Origin of the sequence: Salipiger abyssi (assembly GCF_001975705.1) — a bacterium.
Lineage (GTDB): Bacteria > Pseudomonadota > Alphaproteobacteria > Rhodobacterales > Rhodobacteraceae > Salipiger > Salipiger abyssi.
The window spans coordinates 184,544-202,363 of sequence record NZ_CP015093.1 but is presented as its reverse complement, the minus strand read 5'-3'; the positions used below and the strand labels follow the sequence as shown (position 1 = coordinate 202,363).

Sequence of the window (17,820 nt, the reverse complement as noted above, 5' to 3'; positions counted from 1 at the left end):
ACCAGTCATCTAGGATGCTGGCCGACTTCCCGCCAAAGTATCTTGGAGATCCACCCTGGTTCCTACTGCCGCATGTGTTTGACCGGTTCAGGTGCAGAGCGTGCGGGCGGGTCGGCCATCCGGCGGAGGTCCGCTATGGGTGGAGCCATGGAGCGTAGCTTGGTTTGGCTTGCTATGAAGGGACTATCGGCAGTCGATATCGGAATAGATGTCGTTTATCAGGTGCCAGAAATCCTAGGGCAACCGGCAATGTGTGTACGGCGCCGCGCTGATGGGGCGGACAGTGGTGAAACCGGGCTGGATTCCAGAATGTGCCCCACGCGGGAAATTGCGTGGGGCACTTATCGCTAAAACCTGAATGTTTTCAATGCTGAATTTGGCTAGTGGTGCCCCCACACGGACTCGAACCGCGGACCTACTGATTACAAATCAGTTGCTCTACCAGCTGAGCTATAGGGGCACCGTGGCGCAAGGGATATGACAGCATCGCCCCCCTGCGCAAGCGCTATCTATCGGTTTGCGCGGGCCAAAAGCCCCACGGCGGTCAGCCCGACGGCGATCACCAGCATTGCCGCCGGTGCCGCGTCGCCGAGATTTTCCAGCGAGGCCTGCTCATGCACCCGCGTCGCCAGCGTCTCGTAGTTGAACGGGCGCAGGAGCAGCGTCGCCGGCAGCTCCTTGACGCAATCGACAAAGACCAGCAGCAGCGCCGAGGCGATGGAGGTGCGGATCATCGGGTAATAGACCTCGGCCAGGGTCTGGCCCTGATTGCGCCCGAGCGAGCGGGCGGCGAGCGCCAGATTCGGCGAGACCCGGCCCATCGCCGCATCCGCGGCGCCCTGGGCGATGGCGAAGAATCGCACGAAATAGGCCAGCACCAGCGCAAAGGCCGAGCCGGTGAGCACCAGCCCGATATCGCGGCCGGTCACCGCCTCGACCGTGTCGGCCAGCGCATGGTCGAGCCCGGCGAGCGGGATCAGGATGCCGACGCCCAGCACCGCGCCGGGCGCGGCGTAGCCGATGGTCGTCACCGGCAGCAGCAGCCGGGGCAGTTGCCGGCCCGAGAGCCGCACGCCGTAGACGAGGAACACCCCGCCCAGAACCGTCAGCACCGCCGCGATGCCGCAGACCATCAGCGTGTGCAGCCCCGCCTCCCAGAGCGCCGGCTCGGCCCAGTTCGCCGCGTTGCGCAGCGCGTGGCTCAGGATCACCCCGGCGGGCAGCACGAAGCCGAGTGCGAAGGGCAGGGCGCAGGCCAGCGTCGCCAGCCAGCCGGCGCGCGGCGGCAGCGGCTTGCGGGCGACCGGGCGGTGATGGGTGGAGAGGTTGAAAAACCGCATCTTGCGGCGCGAGTGCTTTTCCAGAAGCACCAGCAGGATGACCAGTGCCAGCACCGTCGCGGCGATCTGCGCGGCACCGCCGGCATTGTTGCTTTGCAGCCAGACCGAGAAGATGCCGGTGGTCAGCGTCTGCACGGCGAAATAATCCACCGTGCCGAAATCGTTGACCGATTCCATCATCACGATGGCCATGCCGGCGGCGATGGCGGGGCGTGCCAGCGGCAGGCCCACGCGCCAGAACCGCCCCAAGGCGCCTGTGCCGAGCGATTGCGCCACCTCTTCCGAGGCGCCGGACTGTTCGCGGAAGGCGTTGCGCGCCAGCAGGTAGACATAGGGAAAGAGCGCCGCCGCCAGCACGACGATCGCCGCGCCCATGGAGCGGATCTCGGGGAACCAGTAATCGCGGGCGCTGCTCCAGCCGAAGAGCCCGCGCAGCGCGGTCTGCACCGGGCCGGCATATTCGAGGAAATCCACCAGCGCATAGGCGCCCACATAGGCCGGGATCGCCAGCGGCAGCAGCAACAGCCATTCCAGCCAGCGCCGTCCGGGAAACTCGTAGCGCGCGATCAGCCAGGCCGCGCCGGAGCCCACGGCCCCGGCGAGCAGCCCGACGCCGAACATCAGCACCAGCGTGTTGCGCAGGTAGCGCGGCAGGGTGGTGGAGACGAGATGCGGCCAGATGTTCTCGGCCGGGAACAGCGCGATCCAGATCACCGCCAGGATCGGCGCCACCACCAGCGCGGCGATCAGCGCCGCCCCCGCCGACCACGGATTCGGCCAGCGCAGGCGCAGATCGGCTTTGCGGCGGCTGTGGTCTGCCAGGCTCATCTCGCGGTCCCTCGGGCGATTGCTGTTTTCCTCGCGGCGAAAGATCTTATAGTGCAGCCGCAGGCCAACCAAAAGGGCAGGCAATGCAGATCATTCTTCATCTCGGCGTCCACTGTACCGATGAGGACCGGTTGCTGAAGGGGCTGTTGCGCAATGCCGGCGATTTCCGCAGGGACGGCGTGTCGATCCCCGGCCCGAGCCGCTACCGCCGGCTGCTGCTGGACGCGATCAACTCGCTCGGCGATGGCACGCCCTCGGACGAGGCGCGCGACGTGCTGATCGACGCGATCCTAGACGACGACCCAGAGCAGGTGCAGCGGCTCATCCTGAGCCATGAAAACCTGCTCTCCATGCCCAAGCTGGCGCTGGATGGCGGTGTGCCCTACCGCAAGCTCGAACAGCGGCTCGCCACGGTACGGCAGCTCTTTGCCGGCGACGAGATCGAGATCTTTCTGGGGCTGCGCGATTTCGCCACCTTCCTGCCGGAGATCTACCGCAAGACCCAGTACCCGACCTTCGAGGCCTTCCTGAGCGGCGCCGACCCGATGCATCTGCGCTGGTCGCAGGTGATCAAGCGCATGCGCGCGGCGGTGCCCGACATGCCGGTGACGGTCTGGTGCAACGAGGATACGCCGCTGCTCTGGGGGCAGATCCTGCGCGACATGGCCGGGATCGAGATGAGCCGCAAGATCATCGGCAGCTTCGACATCTTTTCCCAGATCGTCAGCCCGGAGGGAATGCGGCGCTTCCGGGCGTTTCTCAAGGAAAATCCCGGCGTCAACGAAGCCCAGAAACGCCGGGTGATGGTGGCGATCCTCGACAAATTTGCGCTCGACGACGCGATCGAGGAAGAGCTCGATCTGCCGGGCTGGGACGGCGCCTATGTCGATATGCTGGCCGAGCTTTACGACGAGGATATGCTCGAGATCGGCAGGCTGCCCGGCGTCACGCTGATCACGCCCTGAGCCGCCGGAAAGGGGGGACGCGGGCCGGATGCCGGCCCGCCCGTGGTCAAAGCCCCTGTCAAAGCCCCTGCCGGGCGCTCATTCCATGCCGAGCGCGGCCTTGTACATGTCCAGCACCGCCTCTTCCTCGGCGATGTCGTCCTTGTCGCGCTTGCGCAGGGCGATCACCTTGCGCATGACCTTGGTGTCATAGCCGCGCCCCTTGGCCTCGGCCATCACTTCCTTTTGCTGGTCGGCGATTTCCTTCTTTTCCATCTCCAGCCGCTCATAGCGCTCTATAAAGCTGCGCAGCTCGCCTGCGGCAACGCCGTAGCTGTTGCTCGAACCTTCGTCTTGCATCGTTCTTGTCTCCTGCCGATTTTACGCTTTGAGTAGCCCAAGCGGTGCGCAACCATCAAGGGGTTGCGGCAGCACCGGCGATGGATTACGCGAAGCCGCGTTTGCATGGGATGAGGGGACGGACCCGATGGAATGGCTGATCTGGCTGGGAGCGGCTGTGTCCGCGCTGGGACTGGGCGGTCTCTTCTGGAGCATCGCGAAGGTCTGGCGCGCACGCCGGGCGGGGCTGTCGGACGAGGCGCTGCGCGAGGTGGTCCGCAAGGCGGTGCCGCTGAACATGGGCGCGCTGATGCTGTCGGTGCTCGGTCTGATGATGGTGATCATCGGCATCTTCCTGGGCTGAGCCCGCGGCCTACGCCGGCTGAGGCGCTCCGGTCGCATCGTCGGCAGAGACCGCCTTGCGCACCATGTCCCAGTAGATATCGGCCACCTCGGCAATCGAGAGCCGTCCGCCGGCGCGATACCAGGTGTTGACCCCGGTCAGCATCGCGATGAGCGCGTAGGAGGCCAGCCGCGTATCGGGCACGGAAAACGCGCCTTCCGCCTGACCGTCGCGTAGGATCTCTTCCAGCGCGCCTTCGTAGCGCTTGCGCAGCGCCTCGATCACCGCGAAATTCTCCGGCGTCAGATTGCGCAGCTCCATATAGGAAATGAAGATCGCCTCGGGCCGGGCGAGGTTGAAGCGGATGTGAAAGCGCACGAAGGCCTCGAGCCGGGCGCGGGACGCCTCGGGGCGCTGCTCGGCCTGCCACTCCTCCAGCAGATCGTCCATATGGCCCTTGAGCAGCGAGAACAGCAGCGCCTGCTTGTCGGGGGTGTAATTGTAGAGCGCGCCCACCTGGACCCCGACTTCACGGGCGATCTGGCGCATGGAGACGGCGGCATAACCGTGCTGCGCAAAAAGACGCAGCGCCGCCGCCCGCACGCGCGGGCCGGTGATGTCGGAATGCGATCCTTGGGTGCGGGCCATTGCTACAGGCTATCTGAACATACGTTCAGATCAAGCCGGGTGCTTGCCCCGCGCGCCGGACTGCGGCAAGAGGGTGACAGACCAGACGGACCTGCCCATGCGCCTTTCGCCTTCTCTGCTCCTGCTCGCCCTTGTCGGCTGCACCCAGTTCCCCGAGCTCGACGCCGCGCGCACGCCCGGGGTGGAGACGATGCCCTTTCCGGCGCTGCTGCCGCTCGACGGGCTGCTCGAAGGGCCTGAGCCACGCGCCACGCCCGAGATGCGCGCGGGGATCGAGGGTCGGGTGGCCGGGCTGCGCGCCCGCGCGGCGCGGCTTCAGGGGCCGGTGGTCCCGGCCAGCGACCGGGCGCGGATGGCGCAGGGGATCGCGTGGCCGTATTGACCGGTGCCGAGGACGGCGATCTGAGGCGCGATCTCGCGTGCCTGCCGCTGGCGACCGAGCGCCTGTCGCTGCGGCGCTTCCGTCCTGACGATCTGCCCGCCTTCGCCGCCTATCACAGCCGCGCCGAGGTCTATCGCTATCTCTATCAGGAGATCCCCGAAGGCGACGCGATGGCGGAGAAATTCGCGGGCTTTCTCGACACGCCCTTCGCCGCCGAGGGCGACCGGCTGCGCCTCGCGGTCACCAGACGCGCGGATGCGGCGCTGCTCGGGCAGGTCTCGCTGAGCATCGCCAGCCTTGCGGCGCTCCAGGGGGAAGTCGGCTATATCTTCAACCCCGATTTCGCCGGGCGTGGATATGCCACCGAGGCGGTGCGGGCGATCCTCGATCTGGGCTTCGGGCAGATGGGCTTTCACCGGATCTTTGCCCGGCTCGACCCGCTCAATGCCGGGTCGGTGGGGGTGGTTGAGCGTCTCGGGCTGCGGCGCGAGGCGCATCTCGTGCAGAACGACCGCTTCAACGGGGTCTGGGGCGACGAGCTGATCTATGCGCTGCTGCGCACGGAATGGCCGCGCCGCGACGCGCCTGGGGCCTGACAACGCCGCTCTTGTCGGCGCTCTGCCGGGCGGGCGGGGGAAAGGCCGGGCGTTCCCCGCCGCATCCCGTTGCACCTGCCGCGCCTTGCGGCTAAGGCGGATCGGAACCGATCGCATCGCGAAAACAACAGAAGGAGCCCACCCATGTCAGACCCTCTCCGTCTCGGGATCGCGGGCCTGGGCACCGTCGGTGCCGGCGTCGTCAAGATCGTGCGCCAGAAAGCGGCGCTGCTCGAGGCGCGCACCGGGCGCGAAATCGCCGTCTCGGCGGTCTCGGCGCGCAACCGCGACAAGGATCGCGGCGTGCCGCTCACCTCCTACGCCTGGGAAGACGACCCGGTCACGCTGGCCACCCGCGACGATGTCGACGTCTTCGTCGAGCTGGTCGGCGGTTCGGACGGGCCGGCCAAGGCGGCGGTCGAGGCGGCGCTGAAGGCCGGCAAGGATGTGGTGACCGCGAACAAGGCGCTGCTGGCGCATCACGGTCAGGCGCTGGCGGAGCTGGCGGAGGCCAATGGCTGCGTGCTGCGCTTCGAGGCGGCGGTCGCGGGCGGCATCCCGGTGATCAAGGCGCTGACCGAGGGGCTGGCCGCCAACGAGATCACCCGCGTCATGGGGGTGATGAACGGCACCTGCAACTATATCCTGACGCGCATGGAAAACGGCGGGCTGAGCTATGACGAGGCCTTTGCCGAGGCCGACGGGCTGGGCTATCTGGAGGCCGATCCCGAGCTCGACGTGGGCGGCATCGACGCCGGGCACAAGCTGTCGCTGCTCTCGGCCATCGCCTATGGTACGCAGGTGGCCTTTGACGCGGTGGAGCTGGAGGGCATCGGCCGGGTCAGCATCGAGGATATCCGCCAGGCCTCGGATATGGGCTACAAGATCAAGCTGCTGGGCGTCTGCCGGATGACCGGGCGCGGGCTGGAACAGTCGATGTCGCCCTGCCTGGTGCCGGCGACCTCGCCGCTGGGCCAGCTCGAGGGCGGCACCAATATGGTGGTGATCGAGGGCGATCAGGTCGGCCAGATCGTGCTGCGCGGTGCCGGTGCCGGCGAGGGCCCGACGGCGAGCGCGGTGATGGGCGACGTGATGGACGTCGCGCGCGGCACGCGGGTCACCACCTTCGGTGCGCCGGCGAGCCGGCTGGTGGCCTCCACCCCGGCAAAGGCCGCGACGCCGGCACCCTATTACCTGCGGCTGGCGCTGGCCGACAAGCCGGGCGCGCTGGCCAAGGTCGCCTCGGCGCTGGGCGAGGCCGGGGTCTCGATCAACCGCATGCGGCAATACGATCACGCCGCCGATGCCGCGCCGGTGCTGATCGTCACCCACAAGACCACCCGCGCGGCGCTCGATGCGGCGCTGGCGGCGATGCCCGCGACCGGCGTGGTCAATGACGCGCCGGTGGTGCTGCGGATCGAGCAGGTCTGACCCGGGCGGGGCGGCGCCCGGCGCCGCCCCGCCGCGTTAGCGCGACCGGACTTGCCAGTGCTTTGTCCGGCGGGCTACACCCTCAGCGACGAACATTTCAAAGGAAGCCCCAATGTCGACCCCCAAGGATTTCAATGACCGCATGTTGTCGCTGGGTCTTGCCCGCGTGGCGGAGCAGGCCGCCATCGCTTCGGCCAAGCTGATCGGCCACGGCGACGAGAAGGCCGCCGACCAGGCCGCCGTGAACGCCATGCGGAACGAGCTGAACAAGCTCGAGATTTCCGGTGTCGTGGTGATCGGCGAGGGCGAGCGTGACGAGGCGCCGATGCTGTTCATCGGCGAAGAGGTCGGCCAGGGCGGCCCGGGGGTCGATATCGCGCTCGACCCGCTGGAAGGCACCACGCTGACCGCCAAGGACATGCCCAACGCGCTGACCGTGATCGCCATGGGGCCGCGCGGCTCGATGTTGCACGCGCCCGACGTCTATATGGACAAGCTGGCCATCGGCCCGGGTTATCCCGATCATGTGGTGACGCTCGACATGTCGCCCGCCGAGCGGGTCGAGGCGCTGGCCAGGGCCAAGGGCTGCGATAACACCGATATCACCGTCTGCATCCTCGAGCGTCCGCGCCACGAGGAGATGATCGCCGAGGTGCGCGCCACCGGCGCCGCGATCCGCCTGATCACCGATGGCGACGTGGCCGGCGTGATGCATTGCGCCGAGGCGCATATCACCGGCATCGACATGTATATGGGCTCGGGCGGGGCGCCCGAGGGCGTACTCGCCTCGGCGGCGCTGAAATGCATGGGCGGCCAGATGTATGGCCGGCTGCTGTTCCGCAACGACGACGAGAAGGCGCGCGCCGCCAAGGCCGGCATCACCGATCTGAACAAGATCTATACCCGCGACGAGATGGTGACCGCGGATGTGATCTTTGCCGCCACCGGCGTGACCAACGGCTCGATCCTGTCGGGCATCAAGCGCGAGATCGGCTGGATCACCACCGAGACGCTGCTGATGCGCTCCAAGACCGGCTCGGTGCGGCGGGTGATCTATCGCAACCCCTTCAACTGAGGGGGCGCCCGGCCGCAGGGTCGGCATGTGAGTATTTTTGGAAAGATGAAAGCAGGGGGCGGTGTTCCGGTCCCTGCTTTTTCGCGTTAAGGCGGGGGCGGTTTCAGACATGGGGGCAGGGGCATGAGCTATCTTGGAGTCGAGGCCTCGCTGACCGGGCGGCGCTGGGTCGGGCCCGGGGTGGAGCAGGAGCGTCAGGCCGAGGCGCTGGCGCAGCAGACAGCCTTGCCGCGCGGGCTTTGCCAGGTGCTGGCGCGGCTCGGTGTCGATGTGGCGGAGGTGCCGGGCTATCTGGAGCCGAAGCTGCGCGACCTGCTGCCCGATCCGCGCAGCCTGCGCGACATGGAGGTGGCGGCGGCGCGGCTGCTGGCGGCGGTAAGCCGGCGCGAGCGGGTGGCGGTCTTTGCCGATTACGATGTCGATGGCGGCGCCTCGGCGGCACTGCTGCTCGACTGGCTGCATCAACGCGGCATGGCGGCGACGCTTTATATCCCCGACCGGATCGACGAGGGCTACGGGCCGAACGAGCCGGCGATGGCGAAGCTGGCCGAAACGCATGACCTGATCGTCTGCGTCGATTGCGGAACGCTATCGCATGGTCCCATCGCCGCGGCGGCGGGTGCGGATGTGGTGGTGCTGGATCACCACCTCGCGGGCGAGACGCTGCCCGATTGCGTGGCGGTGGTGAACCCCAACCGGCAGGACGAGGACGGCGCGCTGGCGCATCTCTGCGCGGCGGGGGTGGTGTTCCTGATGCTGGTGGAATGTGGCCGGCAGCTGCGCGAGGCGGGCGAGCGCGGGCCGGATCTGATCGCCATGCTGGATCTGGTGGCGCTGGCCACGGTGGCCGACGTGGCGCCGCTCAAGGGGGTGAACCGGGCGCTGGTGCGCCAGGGGCTCGCGGTTATGGCGCGGCGCGCGCGGCCCGGGCTGGTGGCGCTGGCGGATGTGGCGCGGCTCGATACCGCGCCCTCGTCCTATCATCTGGGCTATGTGCTGGGGCCGCGCGTCAATGCCGGCGGGCGCATCGGGCAGGCGGATCTGGGCGCGCGGCTGCTGGCCTGCCGCGACCGGCACGAGGCCGGCGCGCTGGCGGAGCGGCTCGACCAGCTCAACACCGAGCGCCGCGAGGTCGAGGAGGCGGTGCGCGCCGCCGCGCTCGCGCAGGCCGAGGAGCGCGGGCTCGACGCGCCGCTGGTCTGGGCGGCGGGCGAGGGCTGGCACCCGGGTGTGGTGGGCATTGTCGCCTCGCGGCTGAAAGAGCTGACCAACCGTCCGGCGGTGGTGATCGGGCTCGACGGCGCCGAGGGGAAGGGCTCGGGCCGCTCGGTCTCGGGCGTCGATCTCGGCGCCAGCGTGCAGCGGCTGGCGGCCGAGGGGCTGTTGCTGAAGGGCGGCGGGCACAAGATGGCCGCCGGGCTCACCGTGGCGCGCGAGGCGCTGGAAAGCGCCATGGCGCGGCTTTCCGAGCTGCTGGCGAAGCAGGGCGCTGGGCAGGGCGGCGCCGCCGATCTCAAGCTCGACGGGGTGCTGATGCCGGGGGCGGCGACGCTGGATCTCTGCGAGGGGATGGAGCGCGCTGGCCCCTTCGGCGCGGGCGCGCCGGCGCCGCGGTTCGCGCTGCCGGATGTGCAGATCGGCTTTGCCAAACAGGTCGGCGCGGGGCATCTGAAACTGTCTCTCGGCGACGGTCTGGGGGCGAAACTCGAGGCGATCTGCTTTGGCGCTTTCGACGGCGCGCTGGGGCCGGAACTGTCGGGGCATCAGGGGCGACGATTCCACGTGGCGGGGCGTCTGGAGATCAACGAATGGAACGGGCGCCGCACGGTGCAACTGCGTCTTGAGGACGCGGCGCCGGCCTGAGGAGGGCCGTTTAAGCGGTTGTGATCGTTGCGGGAATTGCCATCCCGGATTGTTTTTTGAAAAAACCGCGCGAGGGGCGCTTTTTTCGTAATTTTGCGCTTGCAAGGTCTGCGGGCTTTGCCTAAAAGGCCCCTCACCAGCAGCGCTGGCCCGTTCGTCTATCGGTTAGGACGCCAGGTTTTCAACCTGGAAAGAGGGGTTCGATTCCCCTACGGGCTGCCACTTTTCCGGATTTCCCGAACAGTTTTATATCTGCAAAGCCAGCGGCTTACAGCGCGTTTTGTGCCTTGCGTCAGGGCCATGCGCGGGCCGGCTATGTCGCGGCCCGCGGCGGCGTTTCAGGGCTCCTGCATCGGGCCCGGCGGGCCGGTGAGCGGACGGCCGGCCTTGTCGTACCAGGCGCGGATATCGTCCCAGATCTCCTGCGCGCTTTCGGCATACCAGAAGAGGTCGCGGTCCTCGGGTTCGATCACGCCTTCCTCCACCAGAAAGTCCGCGTCGAAGGCGCGGCGCCAATAGCGCTCGCCCACCAGAATCACCGGCACCGGGCGGATCTTGCGGGTCTGGATCAGGGTCAGTGTCTCGAAGAGCTCGTCCAGCGTGCCGAAGCCGCCGGGGAACACCACCAGCGCCCGGGCGCGCAGCAGGAAATGCAGCTTGCGCAGCGCGAAATAGCGGAAGCGGAAACACAGCTCCGGCGTGACATAGGGGTTGGGGAACTGCTCGTGCGGCAGGGTGATGTTGAGCCCGACGGTGCGGGCGCCGGCCTCATGGGCGCCGCGATTGGCGGCCTCCATCACGCCGGGGCCGCCGCCGGTCACCACCACCAGCCGGTTGCCGTGGCAGCCCTCGGCGGCACCGACGATGCGGCCGAAGGCGCGCGCGATCTCGTAATAGCGGCTCTTGTCGTGCAGGCGGCGGGTCACGGCCAGGCGGCGGGCGATGTCGCGATCCTCCGGCGCCTGCGCCTGCGCGGCCTCCAGCGCTGCGACCTGCGCCTCGGTGTGGCGCGGCTCGCCGATCCTCGTGCCGCCGAAGACCACAATGGAATGGGCGATGCCGTTCTCTTGCAGCAGGGTCTCGGCCTTCTGGTAATCGAGCTGGAGCCGCGTGCTGCGCATCTCGTCGCGGTTGAGGAAATCGGTGTCCTCATCGGCGATCACGTAGTTCGGCGCCGCCATGATGCGGCGCACCAGCGCGGGCGCGTCGCGATCCTCGGCGCCGGGTTTCGGCGCGCATTCCGGCAGCTCGATCTGGCGTTGCGTCTCATGCGCGGGCAGGGGTTTGCCGCTTGGGTCCGGGCGGGGCATGGCGCCTCCTCATGGGGTGGTCTATCGGACCGGCTGGCGGCCGGTGGCGAGCTCGACGATCTCGTCGGTGATCTCTTCCTGCCGCAGCCGGCGCGAGGCGGCAACCAGCGTATCGAGCGATTCCATGACGTTGTCATGCGCGGCGATCATCGCCCGCATCCGCGCGGCGTTCTCGGCGGAGAAGGCGAGCATGACGGCCTCGGCCAGCTCGGCAAAGACATATTCCTCGGCAAGCCGCGCCAGCAGCCGCTCGGGCGGCAGGGTGATCCCGGGGGCGCCGCGCCGCAGGGCGGGCGGGAAGCGCGAGAAATCGAAGGGCACGAGCCGCTTGCTCACCACCTCCATGCCGCCGGCCTCGCCGGGCGCCGCATGCACCACCGAGACGCGGGTGATGCGCGCCTCGGCCAGCGGTTCGAAGATCGCGTCGGCAAGCCGGGTGGCGAGCCCGGCGGCCTGCGCGGGATGGGCGATCATCGCCGCCGACCAGTCGACGGGCAGATCGCGCTCGGCGGCCACCAGCAGCCCGCGCCCGCCGGCGACGAACAGCCTGTGCGGCGTGGCGAGCAGCGGTGCGGCGGCATCGAAGACCTGTTCGTTATAGGTGCCGGCAAAGCCCTGTTCGGCGGCCAGCAGGATCACCGCGTGCCGGCCCTCGCCGGCGCCATGGGCGGTGTCGGCGGGGTCGGGCAGCAGGGCGAGCGCCTCTCCGATGGCCTCGCCGATGGTGCCGGCGAAAAGCCGGATGCTGTCCACATGCTCGCGCGCCTCCTGCGCGCGGGCCGCCGCGATGCCGCGCATGGCGGAGATCACCGAGGCGAGCTTGTGCACCGTCCCGATCCGCGCTTCGACATCGGCCAGCCGTCCGCTCATTCCGCCGCCGCCCTCCGGGCGATCTCCTGCGCCAGCGCGGCCACCGCCCCTGTCAGCGCGCGTCGGGTGGTGTCGGTCAGCGTGCCGTCGGACTGCACCGCTGCCACCGCCTCGCCGGCGCGCGCGTCGAGCCAGCGCGGCAGCTCGGCGCGCAGCGTGGCAATCGCCCCGGGGGGCGTGTCGTCGAGCGCGCCATCGGCAAGGGCTGCAAGCAGCGCCACCTGATCGGCCATGCGCAGCCCGGCAAAGCGCGGCTGCTCCAGCAGGGCGCGGATGCGCTCGCCGCGGGCGATCTGGCCGCGCACGCGCGGGTTGGTGATGCCGCCGAAGCGGGTGAACATCTCCAGCTCCTGAAACTGCGCGTAGTCCAGCCGCACCCGGCCCGAAACCTTGCGCAGCGCCGGCCATTGCGCCTTGCCGCCGACCCGGCTGACCGAGAGGCCGACATCCACCGCCGGGCGCTGGTTCGCGGCGAAGAGGTGGCTGTCGAGCACGATCTGCCCGTCGGTGATCGAGATGAGATTGGTCGGGATATAGGCCGAGAGGTTGCCGGCATCGGTCTCGGCGATGGGCAGCGCGGTGAGCGAGCCGCCGCCCTGTTCCGGCGCCAGCTTTGCGGCGCGCTCCAGCAACCGGGCATGCAGGTAGAAGATATCGCCGGGATAGGCCTCGCGCCCCGGCGGTTCGCGGGTGAGCAGGGCAAGCTCGCGATGAGTGGCGGCGTGGCGCGTCAGGTCGTCGATGACGATGAGCGCGTGCTGGCCCTTGTCGCGGAAATACTCCGCCATCGTCATGCCGGCGAAAGGTGCGATCCATTGCAGGCCGGGCGCCGAGGCGGCACCGCCGACGACGAAGATGCAGCGCTCGATCCGCCCGTGTTCGCGCACCGCCTCGATCACCCGCTGCACCGCCGTGGCGCGCTGGCCGACGGCGACATAGACGCAGATCACGTCGCTGTCCTTCTGGTTGACGATGGCATCGACGGCGAGCGCGGTCTTGCCGGTGGCGCGGTCGCCGACGATCAGCTCGCGCTGGCCGCGCCCGAGCGCAAACAGGCTGTCGACCACCAGCACCCCGGTTTCCAGCGGCTGCGAGACGTTGTCGCGCTCGATGATGGTGGGGGCGGGGCGCTCGACCGGGCGGGTCTCGGCTGTGTCGGGCGGAGCGGCGCCGTCGAGCGGGCGGCCCAGCGGATCGACGACGCGGCCCAGCAGCGCCTCGCCCACCGGCACGCGCAGCACCTCGCCGGTATCGGTGACCTTCTGGCCGGCTTCGATGGCGTCGGTGGCATCCAGCACCACCGCGTCGATCTCCTCGGGGTTCAGGCTGTGGGCAAAGCCGGTCTGGCCGCCCTCGAAGCGCAGGAGCGCGCCGAGCGCCGCGTCGGGCAGACCCGAGACCTGGGCGATGCCGTCGGCCACCCGCAGGACGCGGCCCACCGCCTCGGCCTCGGGCGTGAGCGGGGTGTCGCCCAACGCGGCGCGGCCACGGTCGAGCCAGTGCGAGAGCGGCGTGTCGTCAGTCATGGCGGGCGAGCTCCGTCCGGATCCGGTCGAGATCGGCCCGGAAATGGTTGCGGACAATGGCATGCGGCGTCTCCAGCTCCAGCCCGGCGATGAGCGCCGGCTCGGTCTCGACACTCAGCGCGGGCGGGCGGCCCAGAACCGTGCCCAGCCGCTCGGCGATCTGTTGCGCTTCACCGTCGGCAAGCGGCCGCGCGGCGCGCAGCGTCACCGGACCCTCGCTGCCGATGCTGGCGCGGGTGGCCTCGGGTAGCTCGGCCACGGCCTCGGCGAGCCCGTCGACAAAGCCGGTGACGCGGGCCTCTTCGGGCAGCCGGTCCAGCAGCCGCGCGGCGATGTCGGCGGCGAGCGTGCCGGCCTCCTGCGAGAGCTCGCGCGCCTGCGTGGCACGCAGCTTTTCGAGATCGCGCTTGCCCTCGGCGCGGGCTTTGTCGGCGGCGGCATGGGCCTCTGCCATCAGCCGGCGTTTCTCGTCCTCGGCGGCGGCCTGCGCCTCGGCGATGCGGCGGGCATGATCCGCCGCCAGCGCCTCGGCCTCGCGCCGGGCGGCGTCGCGCGCGGTCTCGGTCTCTTCGCGCGCCGCCTCTGCCGCGTCGAGCGCCGCATGCGCCGCGTCCTGCCGTTCGGCGATGATGCGGCTCACCGGGCGGAACAGGAACCGCGCGAGGATCCATATCAGGATCACCGCATTCACGGTTTGCAGCCCAAGCGTCCACCAGTCGATGGTCATGAGTGGCCGCCCCTCAGACGAAGGGGTTTGCGAAGAGCACCAGCAGCGCGATGACGAGGGTGTAGATCGCCATGGTCTCGATCATCGCGAGCCCGACAAACAGCGTCCGGCTGAGCGTGCCCGCCGCTTCGGGCTGGCGGGCGATGGCATCCATCGCGGCAGCGACGGCGCGGCCTTCGCCAAGCGCCGGGCCGATGGCGCCGAAGCCGACGGCGAGCGCCGCCGAGATGATCGAGACGATTTCGACAAGGTTATCGGGCATCGGGTGTGTCCTTCTGTTCAGAGACGGCGGCATCGGTTTCGCCCACGGCGGCGCCGATGAAGACGGTGGCGAGCACCGCAAAGATATAGGCCTGCACGGCCCCGGTGAGCAGATCCAGCGCCATCAGCGGGATCGGCACGAAGAGCCCGGCGAGCGACAGCACGATCCCCACCACGAAGACCCCGCTCATGACATTGCCGAAGAGGCGCACGATGAGCGAGAAGGTGCGGGTGATCTGTTCGATCAGGTTGAGCGGGATCATCACCCAGGAGGGCTCGGCGAAGGTGGCGAGATAGCCCCTCAGCCCGCGCCCGGAGATGCCGAAGGCGATGGTGGCGGCGAATACGATCAGCGCCAGCGCGGCGTCGGTCTCCAGATGCGCGGTGGGCGGTTCGATGCCGGGGATCAGCGACGACCAGTTGGCAATCAGCACATAGAGAAAGATCGTGCCGATCAGCGCCCGGAACGGCGCGGGGTCGCGCTGCATCGTGTCGCGGATCTGGTCGTCGATGGTGGTGACGAGCAGCTCCAGCACGGTTTGCAGCTTGCCCGGGATCAGTGTCAGCCGGCGCGTGGCGAGGCGGGCGAAAAGCGCCAGCGCCAGCATGATGGCCCAGGTCACCACCACCGGCGCGGTGATCGGCACCGGCCCGAGGTGAAAGAGCGGTTCCAGGCTGAGCGGGCTCTCCATCACGGCGCCTCGCGGGTCCGGCGCAGCACGATGGCGCGCCCCAGCAGGATGCCGAGCGCCCCGCCCAGCAGCGGCGCGGCGCCGGCGATGGCGAGCAGCACCAGCGCGCCGATCAGCAGGGCGAAGCGGGCGAGCTGGAAGGCCAGCGCGCGGGCGGGGGCGGTGCCGCTGAGATAAAGATCGGTGACCCGGCGCAGGGTGGCGAAGTGAAAGAGCCCCAGCGCCAGCCCGGCCAGCAGGCCGAGCGCGGCGGAGAGCAGCGGCAGGTCGGTGAGGGCTGTGGTCATTGGCGGTGCATCCATTTCCAGGCGGCGTGCAGCCCGATAGCGGCGCCGATCATGATCGCCGGGGCGGTAAAGAACACGCCGGTGTCGAAATGCCGGTCGGCGAGCCGCCCCAGCACCACGCCCAGCAGCATCGGCATGACGATGGCCCAGCCGAGAATGCCGATCTGCCCGAGCCGCGATCCCAGCGAGGGCTCGGGCGTCTCGCGCGCCAGCCGTTCGCGCTCCTGCGAGCGCCGCGCCGCGCGGGCGGTCTCGTCCGGGGCGCGGGTCATCGCGCGGCCCCGTCGCCGCTCTCGGCGATCTGCGGCGGATGGGCGAAGGCGTCGGTCTGGCCGGGGCGCAGATAGCGCATGAGCTGGCGTACCGCCTGCGCGTGCAGCCGCATCTGCTCGACCCGGGCGCGGCGGTCGGAATCGGCCTCCTCGCTACGGAGCTGTGCCACGTCCTCGCTCAGCGCGCCGAGATCGTCGCCCAGAATGCCCTCGCGGCAGGTCACCGCCACGCGGTTGCCGTCGCGCACGGTCAGCAGGCCAGAGCGCAGGGCGCAGAAATGCAGCGCACCGCCCGCGTCGCGCCAGCGCAGCACCGAGGCGGGCAGGGTGGTGAGGAAATCGGTGTGCCCGGGCAGGATACCGAAAGAGCCGCTCTCGTCCTCCGCCCGCACCGATAGCGCGGCGGGCTCCTCCACCAGCAGCGCCATGGGTGTGGTGACGGTGAGATGCAGCGCGCCGCTCATGCCGCGTCCTGCGCCTTGCGGGCAGCCTCCTCCTTGGCGCGGGCCTCCTCGAAATCGCCCACCATATAGAGCGCGCTTTCGTCCCAGTCGTCGGCCTCGCCGGCGAGGATCGCCTTGCAGCCGGCGATGGTGTCCTCGATGGCAACCGAGCGGCCTTCGAGCCCGGTAAAGGCCTCGGTCACCGAAAACGGCTGGGTGAGGAAGCGCTGCAAGCGGCGGGCGCGCTCGACGATGTGACGGTCTTCGCGGCCCAGCTCCTCCATGCCCAGCAGCGAGATCACGTCCTGCAATTCGCGGTAATGCTCGATGGCGCGGCGCACCTGGTTGGCGACGGCCACATGCTCCTCACCGAGAATGAGCGGGTCGAGCAGGATCGAGCCCGAGGCGATGGGGTCGACCGCCGGATACATGCCGTCCGCCGCCATGGCGCGGCTCAGCACCACGGTGCTGTCGACATGGGCGGCAATGGTGGTCACCGCCGGGTCGGTGAAATCGTCGGCGGGCACATAGACCGCCTCGATGGCGGTGATCGCGGCGCTGTCGGTGGCGGCGATGCGCTCCTGCAACTCGGCCACCTCGGTCGCCAGCGTCGGCTGATAGCCCACGCGGCTGGCCATGCGCCCGAGCAGCCCCGACACCTCCGAGCCCGCCTGGACGAAGCGGAACACATTGTCCATCAAGAGCAGCACGTTGCGGTGATCGGCATCGCGGAAATGCTCGGCGATCGCGAGCGCGGTCATCGGCACCCGCCAGCGCGCGCCGGGCGGCTCGTTCATCTGGCCATAGACCAGCACCGTGCGGTCGAGCACCCCGGCCTCGGTCATGTCCGAGAGCATCTCGTGCCCCTCGCGCGAGCGTTCGCCGACGCCGGAAAACACCGAGATCCCCTCGTAGCGCGCCACCATGGCGTGGATCAGCTCCATCACCAGCACGGTCTTGCCGACGCCTGCGCCGCCGAACATCGCCGCCTTGCCGCCCTGTGCCAGCGGCGCCAGCAGGTCGATCACCTTGATGCCGGTGGAAAAGATCTCCGACGTGCCGCTCTGCGCGCGCAGCGGCGGCGGGGCGGCGTGGATCGGGCGGCGCGGGGTGTCGTCGGGCAGGGGCGGGGCCTTGTCGCCGGTGCGCCCGGTGACGTCGAGCAGCCGGCCGAGCACGGCCTCGCCCACCGGCGTGGTGACCGGCCCGCCCAGATGCCGCGCCGGCGCGCCGCGCCGCAGGCCGGTGGTGTCCTGAAGCGCGATGCAGCGCAGGCTGCGCGCGTCGAGATGGGCCTGAACCTCGACCGTCAGCGCCGGCAGGCCGGGGCTTTGGATGGCGAGGGCATCGTTGATCGGGGGCAGCGCGCCGCTGTCGAAGGCGATGTCGATCACCGCCCCGCGAATCGCGACGACGCGCCCGTCCTGCTGCGTTTCCTGTGACAAACGTCACATTCTCCAAGCTGTTTCCGGCCCGACTATACGCCGATTTCCGGCAAGCGACAGGAGGCAGGTCAAATTCTTCCGGCACCTCACGCTTTTCGTGATGCGGCACCCGGATGCCAGAAAACCTTCGACCCCGCCCCTTGACCTTCCAGCGACTGGAGACCCCATCTCTTCGCTCTATCCTCTTCTCCGACGGAA

Annotated in this window: 20 protein-coding genes and 2 tRNA genes; 8 read left to right on the top strand and 14 right to left on the bottom strand. The window is 69.3% G+C overall.

Annotation, left to right across the window (positions count from 1 at the left end; genetic code table 11):
• Nucleotides 1–384 precede the first annotated feature (384 nt).
• Together Ga0080574_RS04540 and Ga0080574_RS04535 are read right to left on the bottom strand one after the other, a co-directional pair.
• Nucleotides 385–460 (bottom strand) — tRNA-Thr (locus Ga0080574_RS04540).
• A gap of 49 nt (nt 461–509) precedes the next feature.
• Complete coding sequence (locus Ga0080574_RS04535) at nt 510–2,168, bottom strand: ABC transporter permease (protein ID WP_076705678.1); 1,659 nt, start codon at nt 2,166–2,168, stop codon at nt 510–512.
• A gap of 83 nt (nt 2,169–2,251) precedes the next feature.
• Here Ga0080574_RS04535 and Ga0080574_RS04530 point away from each other — a divergent pair, with 83 nt between their 5' ends.
• On the top strand, nt 2,252–3,133 hold the full coding sequence (locus tag Ga0080574_RS04530) for a hypothetical protein (protein WP_076695542.1): 882 nt from the start codon (nt 2,252–2,254) through the stop codon (nt 3,131–3,133).
• Nucleotides 3,134–3,211: 78 nt separating this feature from the next.
• Here Ga0080574_RS04530 and Ga0080574_RS04525 read toward each other — a convergent pair whose 3' ends face one another.
• A complete protein-coding gene (locus Ga0080574_RS04525) occupies nt 3,212–3,472 on the bottom strand; it encodes a DUF2312 domain-containing protein (protein ID WP_076695540.1) in 261 nt (86 codons plus the stop codon).
• Nucleotides 3,473–3,599: 127 nt separating this feature from the next.
• Between Ga0080574_RS04525 and Ga0080574_RS04520 the strand changes: the two genes are divergently transcribed.
• Nucleotides 3,600–3,815, top strand: coding sequence for a hypothetical protein (locus Ga0080574_RS04520; RefSeq protein ID WP_076695538.1), 216 nt, complete (start codon nt 3,600–3,602; stop codon nt 3,813–3,815).
• A 9-nt stretch (nt 3,816–3,824) separates the two neighbouring features.
• Here Ga0080574_RS04520 and Ga0080574_RS04515 read toward each other — a convergent pair whose 3' ends face one another.
• Nucleotides 3,825–4,442, bottom strand: coding sequence for a TetR/AcrR family transcriptional regulator (locus Ga0080574_RS04515; RefSeq protein WP_076695536.1), 618 nt, complete (start codon nt 4,440–4,442; stop codon nt 3,825–3,827).
• 97 nt (nt 4,443–4,539) lie between these two features.
• On the opposite strand from Ga0080574_RS04515, the gene Ga0080574_RS04510 reads away from it, so the two are divergent.
• The 6 genes from Ga0080574_RS04510 to Ga0080574_RS04485 all read left to right on the top strand — a co-directional run bounded on the left by Ga0080574_RS04510 (nt 4,540) and on the right by Ga0080574_RS04485 (nt 10,011).
• Nucleotides 4,540–4,824: a hypothetical protein gene (locus tag Ga0080574_RS04510; protein ID WP_083716768.1), complete on the top strand. Its 285-nt coding sequence runs from the start codon at nt 4,540–4,542 to the stop codon at nt 4,822–4,824.
• On the top strand, nt 4,812–5,420 hold the full coding sequence (locus tag Ga0080574_RS04505; RefSeq protein WP_198039772.1) for a GNAT family N-acetyltransferase: 609 nt from the start codon (nt 4,812–4,814) through the stop codon (nt 5,418–5,420). Before Ga0080574_RS04510 ends, Ga0080574_RS04505 begins: the two co-directional genes overlap by 13 nt.
• Nucleotides 5,421–5,564: 144 nt before the next feature.
• Complete coding sequence (locus tag Ga0080574_RS04500; protein ID WP_076695532.1) at nt 5,565–6,851, top strand: homoserine dehydrogenase; 1,287 nt, start codon at nt 5,565–5,567, stop codon at nt 6,849–6,851.
• A gap of 112 nt (nt 6,852–6,963) precedes the next feature.
• Nucleotides 6,964–7,926 carry a class II fructose-bisphosphatase gene (glpX, locus tag Ga0080574_RS04495; RefSeq protein WP_076695530.1) on the top strand — a complete coding sequence of 321 codons (963 nt, stop codon included), beginning with the start codon at nt 6,964–6,966 and terminating at the stop codon, nt 7,924–7,926.
• Nucleotides 7,927–8,049: 123 nt separating this feature from the next.
• Nucleotides 8,050–9,789 carry a single-stranded-DNA-specific exonuclease RecJ gene (gene recJ, locus Ga0080574_RS04490; RefSeq protein ID WP_076695529.1) on the top strand — a complete coding sequence of 580 codons (1,740 nt, stop codon included), beginning with the start codon at nt 8,050–8,052 and terminating at the stop codon, nt 9,787–9,789.
• A gap of 147 nt (nt 9,790–9,936) precedes the next feature.
• Nucleotides 9,937–10,011 (top strand) — tRNA-Glu (locus tag Ga0080574_RS04485).
• Between the two features lie 116 nt (nt 10,012–10,127).
• Here Ga0080574_RS04485 and Ga0080574_RS04480 read toward each other — a convergent pair.
• Genes Ga0080574_RS04480 through atpD form a run of 10 tightly spaced genes read right to left on the bottom strand, consistent with a single transcriptional unit; the run spans nt 10,128 to nt 17,622 of the window.
• Nucleotides 10,128–11,099: an LOG family protein gene (locus tag Ga0080574_RS04480; protein ID WP_076695527.1), complete on the bottom strand. Its 972-nt coding sequence runs from the start codon at nt 11,097–11,099 to the stop codon at nt 10,128–10,130.
• A gap of 21 nt (nt 11,100–11,120) precedes the next feature.
• A complete protein-coding gene (locus Ga0080574_RS04475; RefSeq protein WP_076695525.1) occupies nt 11,121–11,969 on the bottom strand; it encodes a F0F1 ATP synthase subunit gamma in 849 nt (282 codons plus the stop codon).
• Entirely contained in the window at nt 11,966–13,495 is a 1,530-nt protein-coding gene (locus tag Ga0080574_RS04470; RefSeq protein ID WP_076695524.1) for a F0F1 ATP synthase subunit alpha, read from the bottom strand. Before Ga0080574_RS04470 ends, Ga0080574_RS04475 begins: the two co-directional genes overlap by 4 nt.
• Nucleotides 13,488–14,222, bottom strand: coding sequence for a F0F1 ATP synthase subunit B family protein (locus tag Ga0080574_RS04465; RefSeq protein ID WP_076695522.1), 735 nt, complete (start codon nt 14,220–14,222; stop codon nt 13,488–13,490). The genes Ga0080574_RS04470 and Ga0080574_RS04465 overlap by 8 nt, the downstream gene beginning before the upstream one ends.
• A gap of 13 nt (nt 14,223–14,235) precedes the next feature.
• Complete coding sequence (locus Ga0080574_RS04460) at nt 14,236–14,484, bottom strand: F0F1 ATP synthase subunit C (protein ID WP_076695520.1); 249 nt, start codon at nt 14,482–14,484, stop codon at nt 14,236–14,238.
• A complete protein-coding gene (locus Ga0080574_RS04455; protein WP_198039771.1) occupies nt 14,474–15,178 on the bottom strand; it encodes a F0F1 ATP synthase subunit A in 705 nt (234 codons plus the stop codon). Before Ga0080574_RS04455 ends, Ga0080574_RS04460 begins: the two co-directional genes overlap by 11 nt.
• Nucleotides 15,175–15,462 (bottom strand): N-ATPase subunit AtpR, encoded by a 288-nt coding sequence (locus Ga0080574_RS04450; protein ID WP_076695516.1) that lies wholly within the window; start codon nt 15,460–15,462, stop codon nt 15,175–15,177. The genes Ga0080574_RS04455 and Ga0080574_RS04450 overlap by 4 nt, the downstream gene beginning before the upstream one ends.
• A complete protein-coding gene (locus Ga0080574_RS04445) occupies nt 15,459–15,734 on the bottom strand; it encodes an AtpZ/AtpI family protein (RefSeq protein ID WP_076695514.1) in 276 nt (91 codons plus the stop codon). The genes Ga0080574_RS04450 and Ga0080574_RS04445 overlap by 4 nt, the downstream gene beginning before the upstream one ends.
• A complete protein-coding gene (locus Ga0080574_RS04440) occupies nt 15,731–16,198 on the bottom strand; it encodes a F0F1 ATP synthase subunit epsilon (RefSeq protein ID WP_076695512.1) in 468 nt (155 codons plus the stop codon). Before Ga0080574_RS04440 ends, Ga0080574_RS04445 begins: the two co-directional genes overlap by 4 nt.
• Complete coding sequence (gene atpD / locus Ga0080574_RS04435; RefSeq protein WP_076695510.1) at nt 16,195–17,622, bottom strand: F0F1 ATP synthase subunit beta; 1,428 nt, start codon at nt 17,620–17,622, stop codon at nt 16,195–16,197. Before atpD ends, Ga0080574_RS04440 begins: the two co-directional genes overlap by 4 nt.
• Nucleotides 17,623–17,820: the final 198 nt, after the last annotated feature.

Excerpts from the sequence above, each read along its gene's own strand:
- Ga0080574_RS04475 (WP_076695525.1), bottom strand. The coding sequence starts at position 11,969 with ATGAGCGGACGGCTGGCCGATGTCGAAGCGCGGATCGGGACGGTGCAC.
- Ga0080574_RS04445 (WP_076695514.1), bottom strand. The coding sequence starts at position 15,734 with ATGACCCGCGCCCCGGACGAGACCGCCCGCGCGGCGCGGCGCTCGCAG.
- Ga0080574_RS04510 (WP_083716768.1), top strand. The coding sequence starts at position 4,540 with ATGCGCCTTTCGCCTTCTCTGCTCCTGCTCGCCCTTGTCGGCTGCACC.
- Ga0080574_RS04450 (WP_076695516.1), bottom strand. The coding sequence starts at position 15,462 with ATGACCACAGCCCTCACCGACCTGCCGCTGCTCTCCGCCGCGCTCGGC.
- Ga0080574_RS04525 (WP_076695540.1), bottom strand. The coding sequence starts at position 3,472 with ATGCAAGACGAAGGTTCGAGCAACAGCTACGGCGTTGCCGCAGGCGAG.
- Ga0080574_RS04460 (WP_076695520.1), bottom strand. The coding sequence starts at position 14,484 with ATGCCCGATAACCTTGTCGAAATCGTCTCGATCATCTCGGCGGCGCTC.
- Ga0080574_RS04530 (WP_076695542.1), top strand. The coding sequence starts at position 2,252 with ATGCAGATCATTCTTCATCTCGGCGTCCACTGTACCGATGAGGACCGG.
- glpX (WP_076695530.1), top strand. The coding sequence starts at position 6,964 with ATGTCGACCCCCAAGGATTTCAATGACCGCATGTTGTCGCTGGGTCTT.
- recJ (WP_076695529.1), top strand. The coding sequence starts at position 8,050 with ATGAGCTATCTTGGAGTCGAGGCCTCGCTGACCGGGCGGCGCTGGGTC.
- Ga0080574_RS04520 (WP_076695538.1), top strand. The coding sequence starts at position 3,600 with ATGGAATGGCTGATCTGGCTGGGAGCGGCTGTGTCCGCGCTGGGACTG.
- Ga0080574_RS04440 (WP_076695512.1), bottom strand. The coding sequence starts at position 16,198 with ATGAGCGGCGCGCTGCATCTCACCGTCACCACACCCATGGCGCTGCTG.
- Ga0080574_RS04480 (WP_076695527.1), bottom strand. The coding sequence starts at position 11,099 with ATGCCCCGCCCGGACCCAAGCGGCAAACCCCTGCCCGCGCATGAGACG.
- Ga0080574_RS04465 (WP_076695522.1), bottom strand. The coding sequence starts at position 14,222 with ATGACCATCGACTGGTGGACGCTTGGGCTGCAAACCGTGAATGCGGTG.
- Ga0080574_RS04500 (WP_076695532.1), top strand. The coding sequence starts at position 5,565 with ATGTCAGACCCTCTCCGTCTCGGGATCGCGGGCCTGGGCACCGTCGGT.
- Ga0080574_RS04515 (WP_076695536.1), bottom strand. The coding sequence starts at position 4,442 with ATGGCCCGCACCCAAGGATCGCATTCCGACATCACCGGCCCGCGCGTG.
- Ga0080574_RS04470 (WP_076695524.1), bottom strand. The coding sequence starts at position 13,495 with ATGACTGACGACACGCCGCTCTCGCACTGGCTCGACCGTGGCCGCGCC.
- Ga0080574_RS04535 (WP_076705678.1), bottom strand. The coding sequence starts at position 2,168 with ATGAGCCTGGCAGACCACAGCCGCCGCAAAGCCGATCTGCGCCTGCGC.